The organism is Rickettsiella endosymbiont of Aleochara curtula, assembly GCF_964030935.1.
GTDB lineage: Bacteria > Pseudomonadota > Gammaproteobacteria > Diplorickettsiales > Diplorickettsiaceae > Aquirickettsiella.
In genome coordinates, this window is the sequence record NZ_OZ034990.1 from 604,404 (window position 1) to 629,173 (window position 24,770).

General features: G+C 33.4%; 22 protein-coding genes. 5 read left to right on the forward strand and 17 right to left on the reverse strand.

Annotated elements, in window-relative coordinates; all coding sequences use genetic code 11:
* Window positions 1-18 precede the first annotated feature (18 nt).
* Genes AAHF87_RS02605 through AAHF87_RS02615 form a run of 3 tightly spaced genes read left to right on the forward strand, consistent with a single transcriptional unit; the run spans window position 19 to window position 5,128 of the window.
* Window positions 19-591, forward strand: coding sequence for a hypothetical protein (locus tag AAHF87_RS02605; RefSeq protein WP_342146822.1), 573 nt, complete (start codon window positions 19-21; stop codon window positions 589-591).
* Entirely contained in the window at window positions 588-4,331 is a 3,744-nt protein-coding gene (locus AAHF87_RS02610; RefSeq protein WP_342146825.1) for a glycosyltransferase, read from the forward strand. The genes AAHF87_RS02605 and AAHF87_RS02610 overlap by 4 nt, the downstream gene beginning before the upstream one ends.
* Window positions 4,331-5,128 (forward strand): FkbM family methyltransferase, encoded by a 798-nt coding sequence (locus AAHF87_RS02615; protein ID WP_342146827.1) that lies wholly within the window; start codon window positions 4,331-4,333, stop codon window positions 5,126-5,128. Before AAHF87_RS02610 ends, AAHF87_RS02615 begins: the two co-directional genes overlap by 1 nt.
* Window positions 5,129-5,156: 28 nt before the next feature.
* Here the strand turns inward: AAHF87_RS02615 and AAHF87_RS02620 are convergent, their stop codons facing one another.
* Genes AAHF87_RS02620 through AAHF87_RS02630 form a run of 3 tightly spaced genes read right to left on the reverse strand, consistent with a single transcriptional unit; the run spans window position 5,157 to window position 8,346 of the window.
* Entirely contained in the window at window positions 5,157-6,722 is a 1,566-nt protein-coding gene (locus AAHF87_RS02620; protein ID WP_342146828.1) for a hypothetical protein, read from the reverse strand.
* Window positions 6,723-6,776: 54 nt separating this feature from the next.
* On the reverse strand, window positions 6,777-7,523 hold the full coding sequence (locus AAHF87_RS02625) for an ABC transporter ATP-binding protein (RefSeq protein ID WP_342146829.1): 747 nt from the start codon (window positions 7,521-7,523) through the stop codon (window positions 6,777-6,779).
* 13 nt (window positions 7,524-7,536) lie between these two features.
* Window positions 7,537-8,346, reverse strand: a complete 810-nt coding sequence (locus AAHF87_RS02630; protein WP_342146830.1) for an ABC transporter permease — start codon at window positions 8,344-8,346, stop codon at window positions 7,537-7,539.
* 193 nt (window positions 8,347-8,539) lie between these two features.
* On the opposite strand from AAHF87_RS02630, the gene AAHF87_RS02635 reads away from it, so the two are divergent.
* Window positions 8,540-9,433, forward strand: coding sequence for a class I SAM-dependent methyltransferase (locus tag AAHF87_RS02635; protein ID WP_342146831.1), 894 nt, complete (start codon window positions 8,540-8,542; stop codon window positions 9,431-9,433).
* Between the two features lie 213 nt (window positions 9,434-9,646).
* On the opposite strand, the gene AAHF87_RS02640 is transcribed toward AAHF87_RS02635, so the two are convergent.
* From AAHF87_RS02640 to AAHF87_RS02650, 3 genes are read right to left on the reverse strand one after another with little or no spacing between them, the layout of a single operon-like run.
* The gene (locus AAHF87_RS02640; protein WP_342146833.1) at window positions 9,647-11,302 is read right to left on the reverse strand and encodes a CTP synthase; all 1,656 of its coding nucleotides are present in this window, start codon (window positions 11,300-11,302) and stop codon (window positions 9,647-9,649) included.
* Window positions 11,303-12,082 carry a DNA-binding domain-containing protein gene (locus AAHF87_RS02645; protein ID WP_342146834.1) on the reverse strand — a complete coding sequence of 260 codons (780 nt, stop codon included), beginning with the start codon at window positions 12,080-12,082 and terminating at the stop codon, window positions 11,303-11,305.
* A complete protein-coding gene (locus AAHF87_RS02650; RefSeq protein WP_342146835.1) occupies window positions 12,066-12,902 on the reverse strand; it encodes a DUF692 domain-containing protein in 837 nt (278 codons plus the stop codon). Before AAHF87_RS02650 ends, AAHF87_RS02645 begins: the two co-directional genes overlap by 17 nt.
* A 207-nt stretch (window positions 12,903-13,109) precedes the next feature.
* On the opposite strand from AAHF87_RS02650, the gene AAHF87_RS02655 reads away from it, so the two are divergent.
* Window positions 13,110-13,301 carry a hypothetical protein gene (locus tag AAHF87_RS02655; protein ID WP_342146836.1) on the forward strand — a complete coding sequence of 64 codons (192 nt, stop codon included), beginning with the start codon at window positions 13,110-13,112 and terminating at the stop codon, window positions 13,299-13,301.
* 150 nt (window positions 13,302-13,451) lie between these two features.
* Here AAHF87_RS02655 and AAHF87_RS02660 read toward each other — a convergent pair whose 3' ends face one another.
* The 11 genes from AAHF87_RS02660 to AAHF87_RS02710 form a co-directional block, all read right to left on the reverse strand.
* A complete protein-coding gene (locus AAHF87_RS02660; protein ID WP_342146837.1) occupies window positions 13,452-14,498 on the reverse strand; it encodes an MraY family glycosyltransferase in 1,047 nt (348 codons plus the stop codon).
* A 16-nt stretch (window positions 14,499-14,514) separates the two neighbouring features.
* The gene (locus AAHF87_RS02665) at window positions 14,515-15,228 is read right to left on the reverse strand and encodes a transaldolase (protein ID WP_342146839.1); all 714 of its coding nucleotides are present in this window, start codon (window positions 15,226-15,228) and stop codon (window positions 14,515-14,517) included.
* A 171-nt stretch (window positions 15,229-15,399) separates the two neighbouring features.
* Entirely contained in the window at window positions 15,400-15,996 is a 597-nt protein-coding gene (locus tag AAHF87_RS02670; RefSeq protein WP_342146840.1) for an SIS domain-containing protein, read from the reverse strand.
* 30 nt (window positions 15,997-16,026) lie between these two features.
* On the reverse strand, window positions 16,027-16,764 hold the full coding sequence (locus AAHF87_RS02675) for a class I SAM-dependent methyltransferase (RefSeq protein WP_342146841.1): 738 nt from the start codon (window positions 16,762-16,764) through the stop codon (window positions 16,027-16,029).
* Window positions 16,761-17,471, reverse strand: coding sequence for a nucleotidyltransferase family protein (locus AAHF87_RS02680; protein ID WP_342146842.1), 711 nt, complete (start codon window positions 17,469-17,471; stop codon window positions 16,761-16,763). The genes AAHF87_RS02675 and AAHF87_RS02680 overlap by 4 nt, the downstream gene beginning before the upstream one ends.
* 1 nt (window position 17,472) lies before the next feature.
* Complete coding sequence (locus tag AAHF87_RS02685) at window positions 17,473-18,456, reverse strand: hypothetical protein (RefSeq protein WP_342146843.1); 984 nt, start codon at window positions 18,454-18,456, stop codon at window positions 17,473-17,475.
* Window positions 18,440-19,429 carry a Gfo/Idh/MocA family oxidoreductase gene (locus AAHF87_RS02690; protein ID WP_342146844.1) on the reverse strand — a complete coding sequence of 330 codons (990 nt, stop codon included), beginning with the start codon at window positions 19,427-19,429 and terminating at the stop codon, window positions 18,440-18,442. Before AAHF87_RS02690 ends, AAHF87_RS02685 begins: the two co-directional genes overlap by 17 nt.
* Window positions 19,426-20,298, reverse strand: a complete 873-nt coding sequence (locus AAHF87_RS02695; RefSeq protein WP_342146845.1) for an SDR family oxidoreductase — start codon at window positions 20,296-20,298, stop codon at window positions 19,426-19,428. Before AAHF87_RS02695 ends, AAHF87_RS02690 begins: the two co-directional genes overlap by 4 nt.
* Complete coding sequence (locus tag AAHF87_RS02700) at window positions 20,282-21,586, reverse strand: nucleotide sugar dehydrogenase (protein ID WP_342146846.1); 1,305 nt, start codon at window positions 21,584-21,586, stop codon at window positions 20,282-20,284. Before AAHF87_RS02700 ends, AAHF87_RS02695 begins: the two co-directional genes overlap by 17 nt.
* Complete coding sequence (locus AAHF87_RS02705) at window positions 21,583-22,542, reverse strand: NAD-dependent epimerase/dehydratase family protein (protein ID WP_342146847.1); 960 nt, start codon at window positions 22,540-22,542, stop codon at window positions 21,583-21,585. The genes AAHF87_RS02700 and AAHF87_RS02705 overlap by 4 nt, the downstream gene beginning before the upstream one ends.
* 99 nt (window positions 22,543-22,641) lie before the next feature.
* Window positions 22,642-24,765, reverse strand: coding sequence for a DUF6311 domain-containing protein (locus AAHF87_RS02710; protein WP_342146849.1), 2,124 nt, complete (start codon window positions 24,763-24,765; stop codon window positions 22,642-22,644).
* Between the last annotated feature and the right edge of the window lie 5 nt (window positions 24,766-24,770).

Consider the following 24,770-nt stretch of genomic DNA (forward strand, 5'->3'; position numbering starts at 1 on the left):
AATAGGAAACATTTTTAAATGGAATTATTCTTACAAAATTTTTGTTATATTTATAATAAAAAAAACTTAATAATGAATAGTCTATTGGAACTTAAAGACTTAATGTTAAATTATATAAGCTTAACATACGCATTGCTTCTCTATCTATTAAAATTAATGCTGATTCGTATATTTATTTTTTCAAATAAAATAATTCCAATAAAAATTAAATTTAAACTTAAAAAAATAATTTTTAATAACGCCAACTTTTGGATGTTATTGGTTTATATTAAAAAATGGATTATAACACCTCCATCAGCAAATAAAATACGGCGAATTAATAATATTGTTTTTCATTTTATTTCTTTATTTTTTATTCCTTTGTTTTTTATTATTTTAAAAAAAGAAAACTGGGAGATTCTAATGATTGAAAAATTAAAAAAAAATTTTAGAATGAAAGAGAAGTTTAATAAATTTACTACTAAAACTGAAATATCTGAAAAAGAAAATATATGTATTAAAATAAATATAGACAATTTAACTAAAAATGAAATTGATATTTTTAAAAAATTTAATAACGCATTTTTTTTAAAAAAAAATAATCGGCTATGAAAATAGTTATAGATTTACAGGCAGCACAAAGCGTCAGTCGTCTACATGGAATTGGTCGCTATAGTTTGTCATTTACAAAAGCTCTAGCAAAGAATGCCGGCCGACATGAAATTTGGCTTGCTTTAAATAGTTGCTTTCCTGATTCTATACAAGAATTGCGAAATAATTTTAAAGATTTAATCGATCACGAACATATAAAAATATTTTACACTAACCAACCTACAGCAGAGTATTTAAATAATTCTTCTAACATAAAGATTTCAAAAAAGTTGCGTGAACATTTTTTAAATACTTTATCACCTGATATTATTCACATATCGAGTTTATTTGAAGGCTGGGTAGATGGGGCCGTTACTTCTATAGGTGAATTAGGCAACCGATCATTAACTACTGTCACGCTATATGATCTAATTCCTCTTATACGGGAAAAAGAGTATTTAAAAGATATTAATATTTCAAAATTTTATTATAAAAAACTACAAAACTTAAAACGCGCTGATCTTTTATTTTCCATTTCACCATCAGCACGACAAGACGCTATTGATATGTTATCAATTTCTTCTGATAAAATTATCAATTGTTCTGCGGGTATTAGTAATGAATTTTGTCAGTATAAAGTTAGTGATAAAGATCGATTCGAATTAATGAAACTGTATCCTATTAATCGCCAGTTTATACTTTATGTTGGAGGATTCGATCACCGTAAAAATATTGAAAAACTTATTGAAGCTTTTTCTATATTACCTCATAAATTGAGAAAGTTACACCAATTAGTCATAGTCGGTAGAGTAATAGAATCTACAAAACAGTATGTTGAATTATTAAAAAATAGATACAACCTTACAGATGATGAGCTTATCATAACCGATTATATATCTGATAATCTTTTAATTAATTTATATAACTTATGTAAATTATTTATACTGCCTTCATTACATGAAGGTTTTGGCTTGCCTTTATTAGAAGCTCTAGCTTGTGGAGCCGCTGCAATTGCTTCGAATGTGCCAAGTCTATCTGAACTTATTAATTGCAAGGATGCATTATTCGATCCAACGCAAACGAATAGTATTAAAGAAAAAATGATTATTGCTTTAACTAATGAACCATTTAGACAATTTTTAAAAGTAAATGGCAAAGAACAAGCCCAAAAATTTACCTGGGATGCTTGCGCTAAAAAAGCATTAATTGCTTTTGAGGAATTAAAAAAAGGAAAACAAACAAAGTTTTATGGGAGATGTTATACCAAAAATAAAATGGCTTTTATTTCACCCATTCCGCCTGAAAAAACTGGTGTGGCAAATTATAGCCTGCAGTTATTACCTGAATTAGCGCGATGTTTCGATATAGTAATCATAGTTGACAAAGTTTTAACTGAAAATATGTGGTTAATAGCCAATTTTCCTATGCATGATGCTCAATGGTTTACAGAAAATTCTGATAAATTCGATATTATTTTATATCAGTTTGGTAATTCTCCTTTTCATTATTACATGTTTAAACTATTCGAATCTAATCCGGGAATAGTTGTATTACATGACTTTTTTTTAAGTGGTGTGCTACATTGGGCAGATGCTATGCTGTCTCATGAAAGAAATACTTTCTACAAAATACTCTATGAGTCTCATGGTTATTCATCATTACTATACCATAAAGAAAAAGGCAGAGAAGCAGCTTTAGAGACTTATCCCTGTAATATCCATATTATAAAAAATGCCTATGGAATAATTGTTCACTCTCAACATGCTATTGATCTAGCAAATAAGTGGTATAACCTCAATAATCCATGTTACACACAAAAAATTTCTCAACTCGCACTTAAAACACATTCAATTCAAAGAACTCATGCCAGGAAAAACTTACAATTAACCGATAATGATTTTTTAATTTGCTCATTTGGCTTTGTTACGCCTAATAAACTTAGCCATCGTATATGTCTAAGTTTGATAAATTCGAATTTTTTCAAAAATTTAAATGTGTATTTAGCTTTTGTGGGTGAAAATCATCTTGGAGATTATGGTACTGAAATGAATGAAATAATAGAAAAAAATAATCCTAAGAAAATTAATATTACTAATTTTATATCAACGGAACTTTTTGGAACTTACTTAAGCGCAGCAGACATAGCTATTCAGCTAAGGGCGCAGTCGCGAGGAGAAACATCTGCTTGTATTTTTAGTTGTTTATATTTCGGTATTCCTACTATTGTAAATACGCACGGTAGCTTGAGTGAATTACCGGAAGATATCGTTTATAAACTAAATGAAAATTTTACTGATGCTGAACTAGTAACGGCTGTAAAAACTTTATACGAAAATCAATCTCTACGCTATCAATTATCACAAAATGCGCTTGAATATTTAAAAAAACATCATCCTAGTTCTGTAGCCAATGAATATAAAAAAGTAATTAATCACTTTATAAATCATAATCCTAATTATATGGAAAAACATTTAATAAATGACTTGGCTGAAAATAACCACTTCGAACTTGAAGCTACAAATTTACTTTCTACCGTAACAACTATAGCCTCTAATCGTCTTCCCTTAGGATTAAATCAAATCCTAGTAGATATTTCAATACTGATTAATTCAGATGAAAAAACCGGTATCCAAAGAGTTGTTCGGGCAATTTTAGTTTCACTATTACATAATCCACCTCGTAGTTTTCGTATAGAACCTGTTTATTTTAAAAATACTGGCCAATATTTTTATGCACGTCGTTATATTACTGATATTTTAGGCCTAGAGAAAAATATATTGGAAGATAGTATTCTAGAAATAAACTCCGGCGATATATTTTTAGGTTTAGATTTTTGTCCGACTACCATTCCACAATCAAAGGCTATTTTGCAGGATTGGCGCATTAAAGGAGTAAAACTTTATTTTATTCTTTATGATCTCTTACCTATTCTACGATCTGAATTTTTTCCCAATCAAACAAAACCTACATTTCTTTTATGGTTAGAAGCAATCACAGCACTTTCAGATAATGTCATTTGTATTTCTAAGCATGTCGCTATCGAATATACAGCTTGGATTCAAAGTACTAATTCTTTCAAGAAACCGAAAGTAGATTTTTTTCACCTCGGCTCCAATGTTGAAGCAAGCTTACCCTCTTTAGGTCATTTTGAAGATAATCTGCTTTTACAAACTATTTTTTCGAAACTGAGTTTTTTAACGGTCGGTCGAATTGAACCTAGAAAAGGCCATACACAAATATTAAATGCCTTTAATAAACTATGGCTAAATGGACTTGATCTGTATCTAGTCATTGTTGGTCAGCAAGGATGGATGGTAGAACAATTAATCAATGGCATTCTTAATCACCCAGAATATGGCAAGCGCCTTATATGGTTAAACAATGTTTCTGATGAAATATTGAAAGACCTGTATCTAGCGTCAACAGCTTTAATTTTAGCATCTGAGGACGAAGGTTTCGGCCTACCCCTTATAGAAGCAGCTCAACACGGTTTAAACATCATTGCCAGAGACATCCCAATTTTCAGAGAAATCGCAGGAAATCACGTATTTTATTTTAAAGGATCAGACCCTTTAAAATTAGCACACTCAATCGAAAAATGGCTGACATTACGGTCACAGAACATGGAGCCAAAAATAAAAGATATGAAATATTTAAGTTGGAAAGAAAGTACACAGCAGCTGCTAGAGATAATAATAACTAATAAAAAGACATATAATCAACAGAATGAATTTTCGATATTGTTATCTCAGGAAGTCTAATGCAGAAAGAAATTTATATTAATGATAACAGTTATTTAATTACTGGTGATGCAAAATACTTAGAAAGTCGCGGGGAACATTTTGAACCCAATACTGTAAATATCTTTAAGCATTTTTGTTGTGAAAATTCATATGCATTAGATATTGGTGCCAATATAGGTTTAACCTCCATTGCTTTAGCAAATATATGTCAGCAAGGAAAAGTAGTAGCTATTGAACCTATCATAGCTTCTTATAAATATTTAACTGAGAATATAAAAAAATCTGGATTAAATAATATTAGCTTACACAACTTTGGAGTAGGTAATAAAGAAGATAATGTAGTAATGCAAGGTTGCAATGATTTTTTAGCTGGTTCGTTCGTAGCAGAACGTTATAAGATCCATGAAAATCATTTCTCTATAATCATTCCAATGAAAACTCTTGATCGGGCCTTTCCAGAATTTTTAATTGATTCAATCGATTTTATCAAACTTGATTTAGAAGGTTATGAGCTGTTTGCCTTAGAAGGTGCCCAGAAAATTCTTAAAGAGTTTAAACCCATTGTTTATCTAGAGATGAACCATTGGTGTCTTAATGTTTTTCATAGAATTACTTTGCCAGAATTTCATGAAAAACTTATGCAAATTTTCCCTTATATTTTTGCAATTGATGAAACATCCTATTTAGATTTTTCAGATTATAAAAACTTCCATTATATAGCTCATGAGCACATAACAAAATTTAAGTTTTCTAATATTGTCGCTGGATTTAATAAAAGTTATATTTTAGATATTCTTAATTTATTTTCAAAATAAATAAATAGTGTTAAAACATTTATTTTAATTAAATAAGTTTTTTAATTTTTAAACCATTCTCAGGATAAATAAGTAATTTTTTATCTCCACACATTATTATTTTTTTTGGTTTTCCATTAATACTTTCGATAAGGCTCTGATCTAATACCCAGGTTGAAAAAGTATCTATAATTGCAAAACTATAGAAATTCTTATTTTTAATATTTGCTGATTGTAAAAATGGAGATAAGTTAGGCAACACTTGATTAACATTTAGACTTTCTTTACTCAACATAGAAAGAGGCCTAGCTGTCCAATATTGAGCAACTCCATTACGTCCCTGACCACGTAAAGCATTATCAATACAACGTATATCTTCTGGATAATAATTTCCTTTAAGTTTAAATCCTTGTTTATTATAAACAATAAATACACTTACAAAAAACCAAAAAAAAATACCCAACACAATGGTAGTTGATATTTTTGAAATTAAATTATAATTATTTATACTGCTAATAGGAATAAAAAATAATAAGAAAGAAAAAAAATAGAATGGCATAATATATCTATCTAATACGTAATTTACCCCACACAAGGGGAAAATGGATATAACAGAGGAAAAAATGCTAAAAAATATAAAACTTATTATAAAAATGTGACTTTTTTTGAAGTTAAAAAAGTATTTTTCTTTAACTTTTTTAAATGTCATTGCATATAAAATAACAAATATGTTTATATAAAAAATAATAAAAAATAAACTCATTACGTAATTAATATTTTTAAAAATATTAATTACTGCGTGTAACTGATAAATTATTGTATTCAGCGTTATTTTTCTTATAGATGGATGGTTTAAATATTTAAATAGGATCGCGTGGGGTACCAAATATTTTGATATAAAACCTCCAAAAATTGCAGGTAAAATAGCTAGATTGGAAAAAACAATCCATTGCTTAAATTTTAATTTATTTTTTAAAAAAAGAAAAGTATAAGCTAGACAAGAGGAACACGCGAATTGTGGAATAAATAATAAATCTGATAAACTACTTGAAAAACTTAGGACAACTGAAATCCCCAATAAAGCATAAGTATTAAAACTAATTTCTTCCTGGTTAAGTATTTTTACCTGTATACCAATAAATAAAATTCCAATTATAAATTCACCCACGTGAACAGCTGGAACAAGTGCAAGTATATAGGGAGAAAGCCCCTTCAGAGCTAACAAAAAAAAACTGCTTGTTGCAGCTAATGCAAAAATTACAGATTTTTCCTTAGTAAAGAATTGGCTGTAAATAAATTTAACTGCAAAATATGTAAATATTACCATTAACCAAAGGGTAATTAGAAATTGATAATAAATATTTTTGGTTAAAAAAAGAAATGGAAAAAAAATTAACATATCGGGAAAGAAATGAGGCGCTGGTGACAAACTCCAGTCCCCATAATGAACATGATTTAAAAACATATCCTGGAAAAAATTAAAAAATCCAAGAATATCTGCATTAAAGAAGAAATTAACAAATTCCTGGTTCAGATAAACCATGCTTGCAAAAGTCAGTAATAATAATAACCAGAAAATTTCTATAAAATAAAATAGTTTACTTTTACTACTCATACTAAACCTCCATGTAATCTGAAAACCCAATAGAAATTTTTTGTATTTTTCGAGTTAATTATTTAAGGCGCTATATCTTGCAAATCCTTCTTCTATAGGGCCAAAATATTTGAGTTTTCCTTTTTCCAAGAGCACAACTTTATTACAAAGCCTTTGGATAGTTTCATTCGAATGTGAAGCCAGCACCATAATACTGGATTGCTCTATAAACTCTGCCAAGCGACCTTCGGCTTTCTTCTTGAAGGTTGCATCTCCAGCCTCGATCATTTCATCCATTAACAAAACTTCGGGTTTAATACATGTAGCGACAGCGAAAGCTAGGCGTAATTGCATCCCTGCAGAATAAGTACGGATAGGCACAGACAAATATTCACCTAATTCAGTAAAATCCGCAATTTCCTGCATCTTGGCTTGAATTTCTTCCTGACTAAGGCCCAACAAAAGTCCACGCACTAAAATATTTTCATAACCTGTTGATTCTGGATTAATTCCTAACATGACATTCAAAAGAGGAGATACCCTCCCCTCAATGTTGATGTTGCCCTGATTCGGTTCGTATATTTTAGCAAGCACGCGTAATAAAGTACTTTTTCCTGCGCCATTATGGCCAATAAGTCCTACTCGATCACCATGTTCTAAAGTAAATGTAATATTATCTAACGCCTTAACAATTACTGTATGAGTTGTTTCTTTACGTAGAGCACCGCCAGTCAGACGTAGAAAACGTTTTCTAATAGAACGAGCATTTAAATGATAGATAGGAAAATCTATAGATAACGAATTAAGTTGTATTAATGCCATTTCAAAATGCTCATTATAACCAATATGCAATTCTAGCGCGGTAACGGCTGAATATTATAAATGCACAAAAAGTACCTAAGATTGTTAAACCTAAGGTTGTAATTAACGTATAGTTTGAAGGTAATGTACCTAATAAAGGATTTCTAAACAATTCCATGAATTGTGCAAAAGGATTTAAATCAATAATATAATGATAACGTTCCGGTAAAATACTTGGTGACCACATGATGGGAGTCATGAAAAAAACCACTTGTATCAAACTCGCTACTAATATTGGTATATCTCGGAATCGTGTACCCAATAGAGCAAGTATTGTGCTGTAAGAAATCGCATTGATCCAAAGTATCAATAAACTAACAAATATAAACAGCGTATTAGCATTAATTTTGAGATGAAAAAAAAATATCAGTGGAACTAATACTAAGATATTATGAAAAAAGATAATAAAATTTCGCGTCACTGATTGAAACATAAAAAATGAATACGGTTGTTTCATTTGCTTTATAAATTGATCAGCATTGACAAACGTCATAGTTGCGTCATTAACAATCAACGAAATTAAATTCCAACCCAGAATCCCCGTGGCAAGAAAAGGATAATAGACATCTAAATCCATCTTGAATAAATGTCCATAGAGCACGCCCATGGTATAGATAGTAATCGCCATGCTGATGGTGATCCAAAATGGACCCAGCGTAGAGCGGCGATAACGAAGTTTTACCTCATGCCAAGCAAGTAACAGCCAAATTCGCCAGGATTTCAAACCGTCTGCAATATCATCCCGAGCACGATGATATTTTTCATAAAATGGCGAATTAAACATAGTTCTGCTTATGTTTTTTAGATACGTAAAATTTTTCAAGCCATGAATATACTCAGCTCAACATAGCTCGTCAACCTATACAGTCTAGTTCTTAAAAACAGCTTTCATTTAAAGGTTTTATTTTAGGAAAAAGAAATTTTTTCATGTAAAATGCTAAGCGTTGGTAATTTATGCATCTTTAAGGGAATATACAATGGAGCTAGCTTTTCAATTGCCCCCACTGGTGCAAAATGGTCCATATCCAATATGGACAGGTCACGATTTTCAGCTTGGCGATGAACGGACTAAAATATTGCATTACAACACCAATTATGCTGGGTGGAATGACGAGCTTAACTCCTTTCATGAGGATGCCTTTGAAAATCATTTCCTAAATAAGCTATCGAGGGATTATACTATTCATCAGTTAAAAACATACTTGGCGCCATTAACTAAACCTGCTATCTTAGAAATTGGTTGTTCATCCGGCTATATGTTACAACAGCTAAGTCAATTATTCCCTTATGCAACAATCATTGGCTCTGATGTAGTTTATAAGCCACTTTTAGAATTATCTAAACGACTCGCCCTTCCATTGCTGCGCTTTGACATCTTACAATGTCCTTTGCCTGATAATTGCATAGACGCTATTATCATATTAAATGTTTTAGAGCACATAGAAGATGATGTCACTACCTTAAAACAAATTTACCGTATTTTGAAGCCTAACGGCGTTCTTATTCTGGAAGTGCCCGCAGGTCCGCATTTGTATGATGCGCATGACAAAATCTGCATGCATTTTCGCCGATATAAACTTTCTAAACTATGCCAATTAATTACTAAACAAGGATTTAAAGTCATTAGTCGTTCACATCTAGGCACTTTGATTTATCCTGCTTTTTTCTTAGCTAAACTATGGAATAAACGCCTACTATCAAAACCAGATAGCGAACAGCGCCAATTAATGGAAAAGAAAATTCGTCAAACTAGCAAAAATAAGTTGTTGTCTATACTTATGAATATAGAATTAAAACTTGGAAAATGGATAGCCTATCCGTTTGGAATTAGATGTGTAGTGTCTTGTATTAAACCCACAGTTGTTAGTTAATTAAGCTCTATGCACAATAAAGCCCGTCATGGCGAGACCGATCAGTCAGTCCGTGGTCATCCATGGATTGCCACGCACCTACGGTGCTCGCAATGACGAAAAATGCTTTACTGCAGACTAAAATAAAAAAATTAGCTGTTTTTTTAAAAGCTTAAGTTCATGCATGACATTTTTTTGTACTATACCGAGAATTACTATCTAAATTATAAAAAACTAGTGGGTGGTTGGGCTTTCTATTAGATGCTTATGCTGCAATTTTGCTGCCTCGACAAAGCCGACAAATAAAGGATGGCCATCGCGCGGATTCGATGTAAACTCCGGATGAAATTGACAACCTATAAACCAAGGATGGTTTTCTAATTCGATCATCTCCACCAACGTTCCATCTTCGGAACGGCCAGAAACCATTAATCCAGCTTTTTCTAAAGCAGGCAGTAATTGAGCATTAACTTCATAACGATGTCGGTGGCGCTCAAGAATACTATCACGACCGTATAACTCTCTGGCTTTGGTTCCTTGCTTTAGACAGCAAATTTGGCCACCTAAACGCATCGTTCCACCGAGATCTGAATCTTTATCGCGCTTTTCAAGTTGGCCATCAGCGGTTGTCCATTCTGTTACCAAAGCGACGACTGGATAAGGTGTATCGACATCAAATTCGGTACTATGCGCATTGGTTAATCCGGCCACATGACGAGCAAACTCAATTAATGCTGTCTGCATACCTAAACAAATTCCTAGGTAAGGAATTTTATTTTCACGCGCATATTGTGCGGCTAGAATCTTGCCGGCTATTCCTCGTTTTCCAAAACCACCCGGAACCAAAATAGCATCTAAAGGCTCGAGTAATTTAACGCCCTGTTGTTCTAAGGCTTCAGCGTCGATATACACCACATTTACATGCGTATGCGTTTTAATCCCTGCATGTATTAAAGCTTCGCTCAACGATTTATAGGAATCAGCTAGACCCATATATTTTCCAACCATACCAATTTTGACTTCGGCGGTAGGATTTTCTTTAGCAGCAACCACTTCTGCCCACGCTTTTAAATCGGCTGGCGGATAATCTTTCAAACCAAAACGTTGCAATACCCTTTCATCCACACTTTGCTGGTGCAGCAATAAAGGTATCCGATAAATATTATTCACATCCGGTAAGGAAATGACTCCTGAGAGTTCGACATTAGTAAATAAAGCAATTTTTTCGCGTGCATGTTCAGGAATCTCTTCTTTGGAACGGCAAATAAGCATGTCCGCCTGAATACCTATTGAACGCAATTCTTTGGTTGAATGTTGAGTCGGTTTGGTTTTTATCTCGCCTGCAGTGCTGATATAAGGTACTAAGGTTAAATGAATGAATAAAGTAAATTGGCTGCCGAGTTCGATACGTAATTGTCGAATCGCTTCTAAGAACGGTAAAGATTCAATATCACCGACCGTTCCGCCAATTTCAACTAAAGCAATATCCGCTCCATGCGCCCCTTTTAAAATAGCTTGTTTGATTTCATCGGTGACGTGTGGAATAACTTGTACGGTGCCACCTAAGTAATCACCACGGCGCTCTTTACGTAATACGCGAGCATAAATCTGTCCCGCGGTAAAATTGTTGTCTTTGGTCATTTTAGCGCGCACAAAACGTTCATAATGACCTAAATCTAAATCGGTTTCTGCTCCATCTTCGGTGACAAACACTTCACCATGCTGATAAGGACTCATCGTGCCTGGATCAAGATTCAAATAGGGATCCAACTTTAGTAAGCTAACTTTTAGTCCCCTAGACTCTAAAATGGCTCCTAAGGAAGCTGCAGCAATACCTTTTCCTAAGGAAGAAACTACGCCACCGGTAATGAATATATATCGTGTCGCCATTTAAGAGAGTTGAACCTCCGAAAATAAATGATTATTGAGCCAATGCGCTAGTAAATTGCCCACAAAGTTAGCTGCCTGGGATTCACTCATAAAGCCTTTATCATAAACTGCTTCGCAGACATCTGCAAAGCATGAACCCTGGAGTAGATTTAAGACTAATGCTTCTGCCTCGGTTAAAGCAATTGCGTATGACTGTAATCCTTTACGCCAAACTACGCAATGACTCTTAGTCATTAAGACTTCTGGCACGGGTTTTTCTTGGACTAAGGCTTGCCATATCGCATAACTATTGTAATTAAAGTTAAAATATTGTACTGATGGGTGAAATTTAAAGCATAGGGACGGCCAATTTTGTTCAGCGACATTGGATAATGCTGCAAAACTCAAATAAGGCGCATCGGCTGCTTCTAAACTCGTGATTAAGGCTTTAATCAATTGGGCTAATTCACTTAAATGTGGTTGTTCAGAATAAACTGCGTCTTCGCTTAAAAATTGCGCCAAGGGCTCGCTAAATTTTGCTATCGAATAAAACTGTGAAGGATAACGATCGATAAAGACTTCTGCCAGTTCGGTAAAGGCTTCATCACCTAATAGCTTGGCCAGCAAGCCGTATTCTTGTTCTAAAGCATCTATCAAGCGCCAAGCATATGCGTTGCCATAGACTGCCAAACGTTCGTATATCGTGCCTTTTACTGGCAATACTAAGCGATTTAAGATGCGCTCATCTTCTTCGATTAAATGGGTTTGCAAGTCGTGTTGCAAATTAGCTAATGCAGACATTTTCTTTCCAATTATTTTCTGCTATCTTTTTGGCCTGTTGTAACTCGGCAAATAAAACTGGAAACTCGGGTATATCATCGTCACGTTCTATCATGGTAGCCACTCGTCCAAATCTCTTTACTGCTTGCTCATACAGAGACCAAACGCCATCGATAATCGGCGCGTCATGTGTATCAATAATATAATCGCCACAATTTTTATGTCCGGCTAAATGAAACTGCCGTACTCGATGGATAGGCATCGCATTTAAATAGTCTAATGGATCAAAATGATGATTTACAGCGCTGACATAGATATTATTAATATCGAGTAAAATAAAACAATCGGCTTGTTCGGCGATAGCCGTTAAAAATTCCCATTCTGTTACTTTAGAATCGCTATATTCTATGTAACTTGAAACATTTTCTAATAAGATCTGTCGACCTAAAAAATCTTGTACTTGTTTAACGCGATCAACGACATGTTTCAATGCTTCTTCGGTGTAAGGGAGTGGCAATAAATCATGCATATTTAATCCGGCTATTCCCGTCCAACACAAATGATCAGAGATCCAAACCGGCTGTATTTTATCCGCCAATACTTTTACTTTTGTTAAGTATTCGGTATTAAGCGGGTCACAACTTCCTATTGACAAAGAAACACCGTGCATCACTAAGGGATAGTGTTCGCGGATCCGGTTAAGATAATGCAATGGTTTTCCGCCAGGCACTAAATAGTCTTCAGTAATCGCTTCAAACCAATCTACTGCAGGTCGATGTTCTAAAATATAAGCATAATGCTGGGTACGTAAACCAAGACCAAAACCTAAAAAAGCATCCATTAAGGTATTAACCTATAAAAAAATCTTTTAATAAAAAAAAGCCGCGTATTGTTACGCGGCTTTATTGTACACAGTCGAATGGCTAATGAACAGCCATTACAACATCGATAAATTAATTATTATCCGTTCATTTGACTGGTTGCATTTTCAGCGGTTCTGCAACGATGGCGGCGGTGATGTCTACGATGTTTTGGAGGACATACTTGCTTGCATCGGCTCATACATTTACATGTATTACATGGAGCTGCGCAAGGTGCCGCACAAGGTGTTTCACAGATTGGTGTATTTTCTGGTATGTTTCGCGCACCGGTTGCACAACCAGACAAGAATATAGCAGCTGCAGCGGCAGCAATAACTAAACCTGACTTTTTCATGATCATGATCATCTATCCCCTGTAATAAAAATGGATAAGAAAAATTTTTCTGTCACTAATCCACTGTTTATAGCATTACACTATAGAATATCTAGTGACACTTAGTTTTTATACATAATTGTAAAAGAATGCAAGTATTTTTTAAACTTCAGTCTATAAGCGCACAAAAAATAAACTATTTTGAATTTTTCATTAACATTTTGCGACAATAATTGACAGTGAAAAAATAAATAATAAACAGCATTAAAAAAACTATAAACATCGTGCTTTCATCAAATTGATAATAAAACGCGCATAAACCGACTAAACCTAATACAAAATTTGTACAACCGAAAAGTAAATTAATTTGTAAAGGAGAAAAATTTAACGCTAATAATAAATGATGACCATGCTGTCTATCAGAAAAAATAACGGATTGGCCTTTTATTAAGCGATAAAGCATCACCGCAGTTGCATCAAACAAAGGGATCGACATGATCCATAACATTGTCACTGGTGTTATTGGCTGAATGGTGTTTTGCGATAGTTCAATTAAAAACCACACTAAACCGAATCCTAATAACATACTCCCCGCATCACCCATAAATATTTGCGCATGTGTGCGACCTGGAAAAGGAAAGTTAAAGCAAAGAAAACCTATAACACTGGCTGCCAATAATAGTAGTAACATAGTGGCTGAAAAATGTTGTGTAATTATCGCGCAACCGATCAATAAGATTAATTCGACTAAAACTAAAGTTCCCGCCAAACCATCTACACCATCTATCATATTAATCGCATTAATAATTCCTAGCCCGGCAATCAATGTCACTATTAAACTGGTGTAATGCCCCAAATGAATATTTTTTAAAAAAATCAAATTACCTAGATGGGCAATATAATTTTTTCCCCAAAAAATCATTAATAAAACTGCCACAATTTGCGCAAAAAAACGACTTTTCGCTGATAACTCTTGAAAATCGTCTAATAAACCGACAAACACCAATAAAGCCGATCCGGCAATAAAACTACGATATTGCTGCAATGAAATCGGTAGCGTTAATAAGCCGACGAGTAAACCCATTAGCATCGCTAAACCACCAATCAAAGGGATATTCCCTTGATGTTGTTTGCGGATGTCCGGTGTATCCATTAAACCAAGACGCAAAGCTAAGGGGCGCAGTAAAAGAATACAGAACACCGTAATGCAGAAAACGAGTCCTGCAGATAATAAATCAAACATTTTTTATCTCATTTTTTTATAATACAAACTCAGCCTCTAGGGCATCATTTCTAAACATTTTCACCGTTGCCAAAGACACTTCGTTTAAATCTCTACCGATCCAATCCAATTTTTTTAAAATATCATTAGTCAAGGTTATAATATGACAATGTATATTATCGGCCTGAATAATATTCAGCACTTCTCTAGGGCTCGCCCAAATAAGCTCTTGATTAGGCTTATCTTTTAAAAACTCCACACATTTAGCCATTAATGGCACTGGATCAATACCGGTATCCGCTATCCGACCGGCAAATACCGAAATACACGCCGGTGTATTGCTTCCCAATGACCGGCTTACCTGTACTACTTGTTCAAATGTAGTCAATGCGGTTACATTTTGTTTCACACCCTGCTGAGCCAGGTCTTCAATCAAGGTGAAAGTAAATTTACCATAACTATCCGTAATGGGGATTTTAACATAAACGTTTTCTGCCCAGTCCTTGATAGCCAATGCTTGGCGTTTCATTTCAATCAGCTCGTCAGAAAAAACTTCAAATGATATCGGTCGATCCGGAATAGCTTGTAAAATTTCTAAAGCAAATCTTCGGTAATCAGTAATACCTGATTTTTTCATTAAGCTAGGATTAGTCGTGAATCCCTTAATCAATGGATTTTTATATAAATCCAACATCGTGCCTATCTCTGCTCCGTCAGCAAACAATTTTACAGCTAAATCTTTGAGTTTCATCCAATCTACTCCTTAACTGAAGAAAAAAAAGAATATCGTCATGGCGAGCGAATGGAATGAGCCTGGCCATCCGGTTTACAGTATACTATTCGCACTTGAATTTTAGTTTGTGTTGCCGCGTGTTAAGTGCTCGCAAAGACGGCAATATATTTAATGCTCAGAATGACAAACTTAGGCGGTCACCGATTCCCATTTTGTGGTCGTCGCTTTTAATTTAGGGTGTGCAACCATTAAATGCCATATTACTGCCTGAAAAGCTTCTGCATGGGGCGTAATATGATACTCATTGACGGTAGGAATTAATACATAGGCATCTGCAAGTTTTGCAGTGTAGCCTCCATCTCTACCTAAAATACCGACTATTTTAGAGCCCTGCTGCTTCCCATAATCTAAAGCAGTGACAAGATTAGGGCTAATATTTTTTTCTAAATCTCCTCCTCCCACAGACAAGACAAACAACATATCTTGGGCAGACAAATGACTAGTCGCCAACCAGCTTGAAAAAACAGTATTCCAACCTTCATCATTAGCGCGCGCGGTTAATTCAGCGATATTATCGGTTGGAGCGTAAGCTTCAATTCCTACAATTTTTCTAAAATCATTCACTGCATGCGAAGCATTCGCCGCGCTACCACCTACACCCAAAAAAAATAGGCGGCCTTTTATTTGCCTTAGCTCTAGTAATAATTCTACTATTCGTTCAATATGTTTTAAATTTAACTTATCAATTATAAGCTTAGTTTCGGTTAGAAATTTTTCTGCGAACATATAAAATCCATGTAATAATTAAATAAAAAATTAACTTTCAAGTTCGAAATGCTGTTTAGGCCGAAAATTCATCCCTATAGAAATATTACACCAAGTATAAGGTAATAATTTCAACGGAAAAAATTCACGTGATTCTAATTTGAAATAAGGGGTAATCTCATCTAAAATTTCTTGAGGAACATTGACATGTTCTCGCTCTATAAACCATTTATAAGGTTGTTGATATCTTTTTTCAAAAATTCTTTGGATAGAGATCCTTCTTCCAATTGAGTAACCAAATCCTCCCTCACAAGGAATGACAATAGAAAAAACTCCATTCTGTTTATGGCATACGCGATAAATTTCTTTGATGGCTTTAGGCAAATTTGGAAGATGTTCTAATACATGCGACGCAATAACTCGATCAAATTCATGATCTTGTGCAGAAATCTTTTCTTGACAATCACCCACCCATACTTGAATATCCGAGTGGTTATTGCGTATGCCTTCAGCCATATTCTCTCTTAATTCAAGAGCAACATAATTTTTCCGCTGTAAATCAGAAAGTTTTTCATGAAAAATATGCTCGCCTAATCCAGCACCAATTTCTAAAGTTTTAGTAAAAGTAAGAGGCCGGTTTTTAATTATATAATTATTATTGAACCGCTCCAAAAATGAAAATTTATTAGGAAAAATGGTATATAAATATTTTACAAAATCATCACGTATCCACTTTTGTTCTTCAGTTAACTCTGAAAAAGTTTTAGGCCATTTTTCCCTATCGATCATGCAACTGTCTTCCTTCGTATAACAAATTTTTTAAATTCATTTAAGCCGTTAATTGAACCTATCTCATAAAAATTCTGAAAAACTTCATAACTTACTAATCGATTCTCTGCTAATAGTATCTGATAAAGATCGCTTAAATCACTAAATGTAACATTATTAGAGAAAATATTTTTTTTAAACAAAGACAACCCAAAATCGATATAATTCATACTAATCGTTTTATTTTTTTTATCATATTTTATAATACGATTATTATTAAATTCGATATTACTATTGTCTCCTCTATCATTATTTTTAAAAACAGTCATTAAAGCCGGTTTAGCTTGCCTTTCGAAAAAGTTCTGAATTTTTCTATAATCAATTGGTAAATAACTATCGCCAAATAAAACGAAAAAATTTTCTTCTAATAAGGATGTTGCTTTATATAAAGCACCGGCTGTACCTAATAATTTTTTTCCATCGTCCGAATAAGCGACTGACAAGCCAAATTGTTTGCCATCCTTCACATATGCCCGGATTAAATCACCTAAATAACCGATGCATAAAATCACTTTTTCGAAACCTTGACTTTTTAGTAAGCGTAATTGATGAGCAATAAATGGCTCTCCATCGATTAATATCAAAGATTTTGGTATAGTTTTAGACAGTGATCCCAAACGAGTAGCCAGTCCACCTGCTAAAATAACTAAAGAAAATAATTTATCCATTTCAAGATTGAGCGATTAATTTAGTACCTTCAAAATCAAAGCGGAATCTCACTTCCTGTAAACCTGCTTCACGCATACTACGACGTAATAATATTTTATTCTGAGCAAAAAACATCAAGAATCCTCCTCCTCCTGCACCAATCAATTTTCCACCTAAAGCCCCATTTTTAAATGCCAACTCATACCATTGGTTAATTTTTTCATTACTCATTTTTTTAGATCGAGTCTGTTTATGTATCCAATGCTTATTCATCGAGGAAGAAAATCCAACTAAATCACCTGCTTCTAAAGCTGCTTTACTTTCTAAAGCAAGTTGTTTAATAAAGTGCAGATGCTCAATCATCTCTTGATCATTATTTTTACTTTTTTCGTCCTGCTCTTTTAGAATAGTTGATGCTGAACGTGAATATCCAGTAAAAAACAACAGTAAATTATCTTCAAGCTGATAAAGTGTATCGGGTGCTATTTTTAATGGGAAAGCATTAACTTTACCTTCTGATAAAAACTCGAAACAGGTTAAACCTCCATAAGCCGCTATATATTGATCTTGTTTTCCAATAGGTTCTCCCAAACGTTCTAATTCAATATGACAAGCTTGTTCGGCTAAGTCCTGAGGATGAACTAAATTCTTTTTAAAGGCATGCAGATTTTTCAAAAGAGAGGTAGTGAAACTCCCTGAGGATCCCAAACCTGTACCCGCAGGTATATCAGCCATACTGGAAATCTCTAAATGCGAGGCTTCGATACCGATATATTTTAGCGATTCTCGAATAATAGGATGTTGAATATCCTCAAGTTTATTGACCTTTTCTAAACTGGAATATTTTATAATTAAGTCTTCTACAAAAGTTTGATGTAGCGTGATATATACATATTTATCAATTGCTGCAGCAATTAGAAACCCACCATGCTCACGATAATAAGAAGGTAAATCTGTCCCGCCACCACCGAGAGAAATTCTTAAAGGACTACGCGTGATAAGCATAACCCGATCCTTGCGCTACTTTTTCAACTATCGTTAGCGCAGCATGAGCATCTTTCAATCCAGGATTAGCTGGGCGTTGATACTTAATATCATCCAATAGCGCTGTAAATTCAAGTTGCCAAGAGTCATCGCCCATTGGGTATTCCCAAATATTAGTTTCAGGTGGACCCATTTCTGGTAACATTTTAAAATAGCTTAATCGCTCGACTCCGTAACTGCCGCCTAACCCTTGAATTTCTAGCTTGGCTTTTTTACCGTAAATTTCAAAAGAAAATAAATTCTTCCACTCAGTGCAACTTGCATGGAGAAACGCAGTTTGTTTTGCAGCTGTTCTTAATAAAATAAATCCGTTATCATCCACAGGCCTATCCCAATAATAAGTATGTGCAAAACCATCTACTTCAGCAAATTCACCTAAAAACCAGCGTGAGAGATCAACTAAATGTATTCCTTTATCAAGTAATTCACCACCACCCGACAATTCAGGGTTAGAACGCCATTCTTTATCGTAGCCTATTCGACCCCCATGTCCGTAACGCCCTCTAATAAACATTAATTCACCTAATTCACCTGTTTGATATATTTCATATGCTTTCGATAATGCTTTATGGTAACGATGATTAAACCCTACTTTCGCTACAACATTAGAGTTTTTCATTGCCGCCATAACAGGTTCCAACTCTTTACTAAACCTAGCACCAGGCTTTTCAATTAACACATTTTTTTTTGCTTTAATAGCCGCTAAGCTAATTTCAGTTAATACTTCGTGCGTAGTGGCTATAATAACAATATCTATCTCTGACTTAGTCATAACCTCTTGCCAGCTTGATAAAACCTGACAACCAGGTGATTGAATCGCTAAATTTTGTGCACGCTGCAAATTTTTATCGACGCAGTATAATAAATGTCCACCTTTTAAATATTGAGCTCGTTTATTACCAATCAAACCACAGCCAATAATAGCAACATTCATGACATATCTTCCTCATATTTTTTACAGTTTTCAGGTTTAATTCTACGTAAGGTATAAATATCCGTCATAGCAATTTCTGGATAATATTCATGTAAATTGCTCCATGGATCCCAAACAGCACTAATCAATTTCCCAGTAATGCCATCTGCTATATCCGAAGCAAGATAAACTGATAGATCTGCCGCCAATTCTGGTGAAGATCCGCCGGATTTTGCTTGTTCAAGTGAAATTTGATAAAATTTATCTCCTACATTTTCTGGTCCAGCACATAACACCTCATTTAAAAAATCGGTATTCAATGCGCCCGGAGAAATAGCCATCACATCAATGTTAAATGCTTGTAATTCATTGGCAAGTGTTTCAGAAAAACGCACAATACCCGCTTTCGAAGCAGCATAAGCACTAAAGTTTGGCATAGGCTTAGTTGCTCCCCCACCTGATATAATAATAATTTTTCCCTTTTTTTGCTTTTTTAGGAAAGGAATAACTGCTCGGCATTGCAGAACCGTGCCTTTCAAATTAATATCTATTGCATCACTCCATGCTTGCCAATCGAGCGTTTCAAGCGGCCCTTTAGGTCCATAAATTCCGGCATTTGCCACTAAAATATCTATACCACCCAATTCTTCTTCAGCTGTTTTAATTAAATATTCTACTTGCTCAGGCGAAGCTACATCAGTAGGAATAGCTATCACTTTGGTATTAACAGGTGCAATAGACTGTAATTCAGCTTGTTTTTTTAAAAGTTGGATTTTATCTCTCGCACAAATCACCACATTAGCACCCGCTTCCACATAGGCTTGTGCAATCGCTGATCCCAAGCCTTTACTAGCTCCACTAATAATAGCTTTTTTATTGAGTAATTTCATTACTACATCCTACTCTAAAATATTTAATAGCTGTTTTATCTTCTAGTTGTTCACTTAAAAAACCATTTGTATCGAATATATAAGGTTTTCGCAATTCTGTATCTAAATGTTCTATTTGGATATTCCTGAATTCAGGATATTCGGTTCCAATAACAACTGCATTAGCTTTAAAGAGTGCGGATTTCATATCTTGTTGCAAATAAATTTTTTTTTCGAATTTAGGTGGTAATTTTTTTAAAACAGGGTCATAAGCATTTACAATTGCGCCTTGTGAGTTAAGCCATAAACTAATATTAATCGCTAAAGAATGTCTCAAAGTATCCGTTCCCGACTTATAGGTTAAACCTAAAATAGCAAATTTTTTATCCTTTAAATTTACGATCGTTTCACTTATTTTTTTTTGCAACCAATTATTATGTTTTTGATTGCTGAGCAAAACAGACTGAAAAAAATTTGAACTTTGCTGGCAAGCCTCATTGATTTTCACTAAATAATTAATATCTCTTGCTAACGTACCTCCAGAAAATCCTATTCCTGGGCATAAATAAGACTTTGCGCCTATTCTCAAATCAGCCTTTAATCCTAGTGATACAGCACTAGCATCTGCACCAAAATATTCACATAGTGTAGATACTTCATTAATAAAAACAATCGAAGTTGCTAAAAAAGCATTAAGTGCATGTTTAGTCATTTCTGCCGATTCAATAGACATCCAAATTATTTTATCCGCTATCGGTTGTAATAAATCTTTAATAATAGGTTTATGAGATTCTGAACGAACACCCATGATAATGCGGTCGGGTTGCAAAAACAAATCGATTGATTTACCAAGACGTAAATTTTCTGGGGAATAGACAAAATCTATCTGTTTCTTATTATTATCCTGGAGAAACATATTGTTTATTTCTTGAGTAGTGCCTATAGGTATTTGAGAAGAAATAATAATTAAGACATTATTTTTAAAGTAAGGAAATAACATTTTTAATCTATTTTTAATTTGATTAACATCAGCCTGGCCTAAATCATTAATAGACGTGTCATAAGTTATCCAAATAACATCTAAATTTTGAAGATAAGCTGGATCATTAGTGAAAAACAGTGTATTGGATTGTTTAGCGATACTAATAAGCTCGGTAAGTCCTGGTTCATAAATAGGAGGGGAGCACTGATTCAAATTGGCAATAACTTGAGAATCCTCATCATAGGCAATGACCGTATGGCCAAACTTTGTTAAACATGCTGCTGTAACACAGCCAAGATGCCATAAGCCTATTACAGCCACTTTCATACTCTAACCTCTATTAAGTCAACATTCTCTCTTAAATAATCTAGGGTTTTGATTATACTTTGCTGAATACTAAATTTAGGTTCCCATCCTAATTTACATATCTTTTTGCAGTCTAAGTATATAAAAGGGCTATCACCTACCCACCCCCGTTTTCCTCCTGAATATATTAATCCGGGTGAAATATCTAAAGCTTCTGTAATCCATTTAACCGAGTCTTTAACCTGGCAATAACCGTTTACACCTAAATTAAATATATTGATATGTTCATTAGATTTTTTTAATGCTAAAAGAATGGCATCAATACAATCTTGTACGTATAAATAAGATTTAGTTTGGTTTCCATCACCTAAAATTTTTAATTGTGTAGGATTACTTTTTAACTGCTTGTAAAAATCAAATACGTGACCATGGGTGTAACGTTCACCCAAAATAGATACAAATCGAAAAATATAGGACTGTAAGTCGAAAGCTTCACTATAGGCTTGTATTAAACCTTCAGCAGCTACCTTCGAAGCTCCATATAATGAGGTTTGTATTGGAAAAGGAGCATTTTCAGGAGTAGGAATAATATTGGACTCACCATATACAGATCCGGTAGAAGAAAAAATTATTTTTTTTATACGTTTAATACGCATAGCCTCTAACACATTATAAGTTGCAATTGTATTTTGCTGTAAATCTTTACCGGTATGTTTAATGCCGTCTTTAACGTCCGCGTTAGCAGCAAAATGAAATACTCCATCACAATGCGAAGGAATGCTTACTAGTAAAGTTTTTTGATCTAGACAATCTCCTTGAATAAACTTAAAAGTAGAAAATTGTTCTGCACCTTGTAAAAACCCGAGAAAACCAGTATTTAAATTGTCATAGCCAATGACTTGGTGTCCTTGCATCAAAAGCCGATCAACTAAATGACTCCCAATAAATCCCGCACTACCTGTTACAAAATAATTCATTTTAAAATTCCTTTTTAATATTAAATTAAAATTATTTATAAAGTATTATTACATAATATTTAGTTGATATTTTTTTAACCGTAGTAAATACTATCTTATTCAATTTTTTTCATCAAAAGATATAGCTGAAACAAAAAGACCCAACTTACGAGTATCCGGACTTACAATAACTTCATTAGGGGAAATTGGGGTTTTAAAAAGAAACTCTATTTCTAATAGATTATCATTTTTAATAAAATTACTAGGAATTTCAATTTTTCTGATATTCGAATAATTGTTTAATTTGTAATCCAAATGTCCCACATATTCATGATTCACTGTAACATCAACAGCTAACATAGAGTGTTTTAAACAAAGAAAAGGCATTGCATCTATGGTTAATATAAGATTGGAATTTGTGTTTTTAGGTAAATTAATTAGAAAATTTGCCTTTTCTCCATCGGTCCATATCCCTTTTGCTTCTGGTAAACTCCAACCATTTTTTAAGACCAGATAGTCCGTAAAATTATTATCAATATTTGTCTTAAAAAAAATATTAGTGCCAAATTTATATAATTTGTAATCCAACCAGTCCGATTTTTCAGCTGTTGAGGAAACATGAGTCATATTAGGAAGTAATATATAAAAATTATCGGCCTTACTCACTTGATAAGAAGTAGAAATTTTTCTATTATCAATCATTTGTCGCATTGCTGAATCTTTAATAATATAGATAGCATCTTTATCTAATTTACCCTGTAAAAAATATTTTACTAAACTATCTTTTAATTTAATAAGTTTTTTATTATCAACTCTAGCAAAATATCCTATGTTAATACTTAATCTATTAAACGCCGCATAATGTAGAATGGGCAATAGATTCCAATCAAATACTGGAAATACGTAAATGATTTTTTTATATTTTTTAGCTATTTCTGACCAAATAGGTGATTTTAATGGAGAAACATAGACAGGCGCATAGTTTAACAAATTTCTAAAATTAAAATATATATTGGATGAATCAATTATTTGTAATATCAAGCAAATAATAATTAATACTTTGGCTGTGAAATTTTTGTAGTTTTTTATAATACAATATAACGTACCTAAATATATAAAATAATAAAAAGGAAGCGCCATACGTGCTGAAACTCGAAATATATCAAATATTTTTGGCAAGCTGTAATCAAACAGTTCGTATTGTCCTAATGCAACATGTGTTGACAAGGCATAAAGCAATAATAAAAAAGAGATGCTAAATAAACAGATTACTTTCTTAGCATGAAAAATTATTTTCGTATATTTTGACTCGATTAATTTAGGCAATCCAAGCAAAATTAATATAATTATACCCATACCTAAATACACAAATCCTTCGTAGATTTCTCCAGTTATTTTTGGCTGATTCCTCAATATATGAGACCAACTAGTAAAACCTAAGCCATCAGTAGGGTCAATAAATGACAATAAGTTAATTCTAAAATAACCTAAGCCTCCGGTCTCATACCCACTTTGTAATATAAAATATCCCGCTTGCCATATGACTAACATTAAAATTAAATTATTTACTAAAATATATTCTAATACTTTTAAAAGTGTCAACTCTTTAAATAACCATCGATTTAAAAGATCAGCCACCCACAGAGCTAACAACATAAATAAAAAATAAGGATGCACTAAGCTACCAATAATTAATAATAATAGCCATACATAATTTTTATAGTTAAAAGAAAAATATAAAAAAAAAGCCGCCAAAATTAACCAGTGACCTAAAAAAGGGATAGAAGCATGTAAGCGCCATATTAGTGGAGGGGATAAAACAAAAAATATACATCCAAAAAATTTTATCAAAACATCATTGGTAATTTTTGCAAGCAATTTCCAAGAGAAAATTGCTTGCAAAATAAAACTAAGTAATATCCATAAACCATAATACTGAAAAGGGGTTGGCAATAAAAAAGAAATTAATTTGAAAGGAAAAGCAAAAATAAAAAGAGGTTCAGCATAGATAATTGAACCTCCAATTCCCATACCATAGGAAAAGTTAGATCCTAAAGGGTTTTGTAAAATTGGGGTATGTCTAAAAAATTGCCAAGCATATAAACCATTAGCTGTATCAACATTTAATAATAACCAATTTATGTTGCTCGGCCATAAAATCTTTCCTCCTGTCACAAATATAAATGCAGAAACGCCCAATAAAATAGGCAATAATAAGGAGGAGTAATTTTTTAGTTTATTCATATAAA